Raw genomic sequence first — 5,206 nt, 5'->3', positions numbered from 1 at the left:
ACCCTGACCCTCCCCCATGAAGGAGAGGGGATGAAGTGGGGCCATGAGGGGGGAGGGGACAACAATTCGTGATTCCATCATGGGGAGGGGATGTACTCGTACGAGCGGGAGGGTTAGGAAGGAGTCCGCCGCTTTGCTCCATCTCCCGATTGCGCTGCACTCCACTCGGGCTACGTCGAGTGGCCCTCCATCCACAACTCCAGCATCATCAACACCCAGATCAGTTCACCGTAATAGCCTGCATGTCCCTCTCGGTGCAGGCGGATAGCTTCATCGATGAACTCGGGGCGGATGTAACCCCGTTTCTTCAGGTTCGAAAGACTGTCATAGGCCAGATCCCGCAGTGGCGCGTGCCGGCCCATCCACACCCCGAACGGCAGTCCGAAGCCGTGTTTTCGCTTATCGATGATCTCCCGTGGCAGGAAATCTTTCGTGGCTTCCTTGTAGAAATGTCTCAGCCGTCCATTCCGGAGTTTGAGTCGCGATGGGATCCGAAGTGAGTACTCGACAAGATCATCGTCAAGCATCGGAAAGCTCACCTCGATGTCGGCAAGTTCGCACATGCGCGTGACCTTGCGCAGGTCGTTGTCCGCAAGCGTGATCTGCCAGTCAAGGTACATCATTCTGTTCAGGGCCGAGGCGTGGGCGGGGCGACGATAGGTCGATCTCTGTAGTTCCAGCGGAGCGTCCAGATCGATCGTTTCCAGGAAATCCCCGGTCAGTACCTCAGCCGGATCCAGGCGATGCAGGAAGTTGTAGCTTTGCAGTCGGTCAGGCAAGGGAGTGCGTGCCTGTTCCACATAGCTGCGTGCCTTACGAAGCACGTTGGGGCGCCCGGGCAGGTTTGTCAGTACAGGCTCGAGCACACCTTTACGCAGTGATCCTGGCAGCCTTCCCCAGCGTTCGAACACACCCTGCTTCGCGTAACGCTCATTGCCGGCAAACAGCTCGTCACCCCCGTCCCCCGCAAGCAGGTGCCTCGTTCCGGCGTCAGCCGCCATGCGGGCACAGAAGTACGCGGGCAGGGCGGAGGAATTTCCGAAGGGTTCATCGTAGGCGGCGGCGATCTTCGGTACCGTCCCGACGACGTCCTCGGGCGTCACATAGTATTCGTGGGCACGAGTGCCGAAGTGACGCATCGCGATGCGCGCATAGGCCATTTCGTCATAGCCTTCGGCATCGAATCCGATGCTGTAAGTATCGGCCTCACCGGGCCGCAGTTCAGCAAGCAGGCCGGAAACGGTGGAGCTGTCCAGGCCGCCGCTGAGGAATGCCCCTATGGATTCTCCCTGCGCGGCATGGCCGACCGCCTTGCGCAGGAGATCCATGAGTTCCGCCGCCGATGCCGAAGCGGGTTCACTGAACTCGGGGACCCAGTAGGGCGCGACCTTTGCCTCGCCGCCCTGCCAGCCGAGAAAATGAGCGCCCGGCAGCTTGTGCACGCCCTCGAAGGCCGTGCCGGGCGCGGGAATCATGTGGAAGTACAGATAGTGGAAGAGTTGCTGGTGGGCCAGGCGCCGGTCGAGGCCGGCCGCCGCCAGCGCCCCGCCCGCCGTCGTGGCAATGGCGAGGTGTTCGCCATGAGTGGCATGGTAGAGCTGGCGTTGGCCTGTCCTGTCCACGGCCGCGATGACCCGTCCCCGGACGGTATCGACCAGTACCAGGGAAAAACTGCCGCGAATCAGCTCAAAGAGGCGCTCCCCCCGCTCCCTGTAGGCTGCGGCAATCGCACCGCCGGAGCCGCGCGCGCGGTCTTCCTTCTCCAGACGCGGTTCCGACCAGCGTGGATAGCCCTGAATCGCGATCCACAGGCCCGCTTCAGGTTCCGCCCACTGTCCGTCGATTGGTTCAACCGTCATTCCCTGCCCGGAGGCCGATATCCTGCCCGAGAATCCTGTCATTGGGGTCCTGTCCGTCTGTTCGTCAAGTGGTAGAATTTCGGCCGTACTTCACACATTGCCACAATCGGCGTGACGCCTGGAAACCCTCACGCCCGGGGAGCCTGCATGTCCACATTACAAGAAGTCAGAACATTACTCGACAGGGCCCTGGGCCTGGGCGGCCGGGCCGAGAAGTTCGACGCCGAAACACCCCTGCTCGGAAGCCTGCCTGAACTGGATTCCATGGCGGTGGTGGCGCTCATCACCGCCATTGAGGAGCACTATGGCATCATGGTCGAGGATGACGAGGTGGACGCCGAAACCTTTGAGACGCTGGGCAGCCTGGTGGCATTCGTTGAAAGCAAGCTGGCCTGAGCGGCGTGCGTGAGGGCGTATCAGGCGGAGATCCCAAGCCCGGGGGCAGCAGCGGCCAGCCCCTGGTGTCGATCATCATGCCATCCTTCAATACGGCGGCCTACGTCGCCGAAGCGATCGAGAGCGTCCTTTCCCAGGATTATCCCAACAAGGAACTGATCATCGTGGACGATGGGTCCACGGACGGCACCGTGGACGTGATCCGCAGCCTTGGCGATCAGGTGCGTCTGTTGCAAACTGACCGGGGCGGGCCGGCGGCCGCCCGCAATGCCGGCATCGCGGTCGCGAGAGGTGAATACATCGCCTTCAACGACTCCGACGACGTCTGGCTGCCGGGCCGCCTCAGCGTCCAGGTGGCCGATCTGGAGGCCCATCCGGAGGTGGGTGTCAATTACGTTGACATCATCTGGTGGTTTCGCGACGAAGACGGTGAATTTCGTGTTCCGGACCTGCCGCCACCACGGCTGGACGAGACGGGTAAACCCGTGGTCGACATCGACCCGCACCATTCCGGCTGGATCTACCACCACCTCCTCTTCGACTCCCTGATGAGCACCATCACCGTCCTGCTGAGGCGGTCCCTGATCGAGGAAATCGGCCCCTTCGACGAATCACTCAAGCGTGGCGAGGACTACGACATGTGGCTGCGCGCGTCCCGGGTCACGCAGATCCACAAGCTGGTCTATCCGGGCGCACTTTACCGGCGCCACGGCGAGGGCAGCATGGTGACCTTCTCGGACAGGAACTACGAGCTGGAGGTCCTCGAGCGGGCGATCGGACGCTGGGGCTGCACCGGACCCGACGGCTCACGCGCCGATCCGGAACAGGTCCGGCGACGGCTGGCGAGGAGCAGTTTCGGTTTCGGGCGCTTCCACCTGCGTCGCGGCGATCCCCGGCTCGCTTGCGCCGCGTTCACCAAGTCCCTGCGACGCAACCCATGGCGCCCGAAGACGTGGATCTTTCTGGGCCTTTCGGCAGCGAAGGCGGCATTTGGCCTGGCTAGGGGACGGTGAGATGCACCAGAGTGGGATTGAGGCCGGATTCATGGAGGGAGCACGGGGAGGCATCTTCTACGTGCTACATCCGCCTGTTGGACTGTTGCGTGGTGCGGTGCTCTACGCTCACCCCTTCGCCGAGGAAATGAACAAGTCCCGCCGTATGGCTGCTCTCCAGGCTCGGCTGTTGGCGGCACACGGCTTTGCGGTGCTCATGCCGGACCACTATGGCTGTGGCGACAGCGCGGGTGACTTTGGCGAGGCGACCTGGGATGGTTGGATCGACGATCTCGCCGCTGCGGCCGAGTTGCTGCACTCGCGTTACAACGCCCCTTTGACCTTGTGGGGCCTCAGAACGGGCTGTCTGCTCCTCTCGGAACTGCTTGCACGGGGCATCGCGCCCGAGCGCTGCCTGTTCTGGCAGCCGGTCACGAGCGGTGAGTTGTACCTGAACCAGTTCCTGCGCCTGCGCACGGCCTCGGAAATGATGGCCGGGGGCAAGGAGTCCGTGAAGGCGCTGCGCGAGGCCCTGGCTCGCGGGGAGACTTTGGAAGTGGCGGGTTACATGCTATCGCCGGCTTTGGCGCAGCCGCTTGCGGGGGCGCGGCTTGCCCCGCCCGCCTGCCCGGCGCATTGGATGGAGGTGGTCATGGATGAAGGCGCGGAACTGCCTCCCGCCAGCTGCCGGGTGGTGGATGCCTGGCGGGCCGAGGGCGCAAGCGTCTCGGTCAGCACGGTCCCGGGCGAGCCCTTCTGGAATACCCAGGAGATCCGCGAGGTGCCCGCACTCCTGGATGCCTCCCTGAAATGCCTTCTGGAGGCCGATTGATGGAGCAGCCTCTCGTATTCGACGTGGGCGGCGAGCCCTTGCTCGGAATCCTGCACGAAGGGGCGGCAGGAGCCGAACAGGGCGTGCTGATTGTGGTGGGGGGCCCCCAGTACCGGGTGGGCAGCCACCGGCAGTTCCTGCTGCTGGCGCGCCACCTGGCGGCTGCCGGGGTCCCGGTGTTGCGTTTCGATTACCGGGGCATGGGAGACTCCGGCGGTGCCCAGCGGGACTTCGAGCGGGTGGGGGAGGACATTCTCGCGGCCATCGACGTGTTCATTGAGCGAGTGCCGCAACTTCGGGGGGTTGTCCTGTGGGGCCTGTGCGACGCTGCGTCGGCCTCTCTGATGTATGCTCATCGGGACCCGCGCGTCAGCGGGCTCGTGCTGGCTAACCCCTGGGTCCGGACGGAAGAGGGCCTCGCAAAGGCGGTTCTCAGGCATTACTACCTCAAGCGCGTGTTCAGCTGGGAGTTCTGGTCCGGGCTGGTGCGCGGACGCCTCAATCCGGTCGCTTCCGCCCGGTCGATCGGCGGCATGCTGATGCGGGTCCTTGGCAGGCCATCGGCCTCCCGGGCACAGGCGATAGCCGATGATGGGGGGCCGTCTCCGGACGAGCCACTTCCCGACCGCATGGCCTGGGGGTGGCAGCGCTTTCGCGGGTCGATCCTGCTGATCCTGAGCGGAGCTGATCTGACCGCGGATGAGTTTCGCGATACGGCTTCGACTGCGCCTGCATGGAGAGGGCTGCTGGCGGAATCCCGTGTTACGCTGCGGGAACTCCCGGGAGCGAACCACACCTTCTCCAAGGGGGGATGGCGGGATCAGGTGGCCGCCTGGACCCAGGAATGGATGACCGATATACATCTCGCTCGGGACTGAGAGAAGGCCTCTCTGATACTCCCTTGTCCATCTCCTTTCCCGCTTGCGGAGGGCCGGGGAGGGGCTAGCCCGCATATCTCACCGGTCGGACACCGGCTGGCGCGCAACAGGCGGAAACATAAGGAGATTACCTTGCAATGGGTGCAAATCTCAGCATGACAGACGTTCCCGCCGGAGTCCTATCGCGGTTCAGGCTCGTCTTCGCATCCGTACGCTTGCTCTTCACTCAACCCATAGCTACGGCTATGG

The 5,206-nt window shown here is 63.7% G+C and carries 5 protein-coding genes; 4 read left to right on the top strand and 1 reads right to left on the bottom strand.

All coding sequences use genetic code 11. The features are described 5' to 3' along the window. Positions 1-170: 170 nt before the first annotated feature. Positions 171-1,859: an asparagine synthetase B family protein gene (locus B1C78_RS14065; protein WP_077279806.1), complete on the bottom strand. Its 1,689-nt coding sequence runs from the start codon at positions 1,857-1,859 to the stop codon at positions 171-173. A gap of 147 nt (positions 1,860-2,006) precedes the next feature. On the opposite strand from B1C78_RS14065, the gene B1C78_RS14060 reads away from it, so the two are divergent. From B1C78_RS14060 to B1C78_RS14045, 4 genes are read left to right on the top strand one after another with little or no spacing between them, the layout of a single operon-like run. Then, positions 2,007-2,255, top strand: a complete 249-nt coding sequence (locus B1C78_RS14060) for an acyl carrier protein (protein WP_077279805.1) — start codon at positions 2,007-2,009, stop codon at positions 2,253-2,255. Continuing rightward, complete coding sequence (locus B1C78_RS14055) at positions 2,252-3,268, top strand: glycosyltransferase (RefSeq protein ID WP_077279804.1); 1,017 nt, start codon at positions 2,252-2,254, stop codon at positions 3,266-3,268. Before B1C78_RS14060 ends, B1C78_RS14055 begins: the two co-directional genes overlap by 4 nt. Positions 3,269-3,284: 16 nt before the next feature. Further along, a complete protein-coding gene (locus B1C78_RS14050) occupies positions 3,285-4,079 on the top strand; it encodes a hydrolase 2, exosortase A system-associated (protein ID WP_077279807.1) in 795 nt (264 codons plus the stop codon). Then, complete coding sequence (locus B1C78_RS14045; protein WP_077279803.1) at positions 4,076-4,957, top strand: hydrolase 1, exosortase A system-associated; 882 nt, start codon at positions 4,076-4,078, stop codon at positions 4,955-4,957. Before B1C78_RS14050 ends, B1C78_RS14045 begins: the two co-directional genes overlap by 4 nt. Positions 4,958-5,206: the final 249 nt, after the last annotated feature.

Origin of the sequence: Thioalkalivibrio denitrificans (assembly GCF_002000365.1) — a bacterium.
Classification (GTDB): domain Bacteria; phylum Pseudomonadota; class Gammaproteobacteria; order Ectothiorhodospirales; family Ectothiorhodospiraceae; genus Thioalkalivibrio_A; species Thioalkalivibrio_A denitrificans.
Note: the sequence above shows the minus strand (reverse complement) of the source record. Positions and strands in the feature narration are given on the sequence as shown.

What these genes read in the sequence shown, in the direction of transcription:
- B1C78_RS14065 (WP_077279806.1), bottom strand. Translation starts at nt 1,859, where the DNA reads ATGACGGTTGAACCAATCGACGGACAGTGGGCGGAACCTGAAGCGGGC.
- B1C78_RS14060 (WP_077279805.1), top strand. Translation starts at nt 2,007, where the DNA reads ATGTCCACATTACAAGAAGTCAGAACATTACTCGACAGGGCCCTGGGC.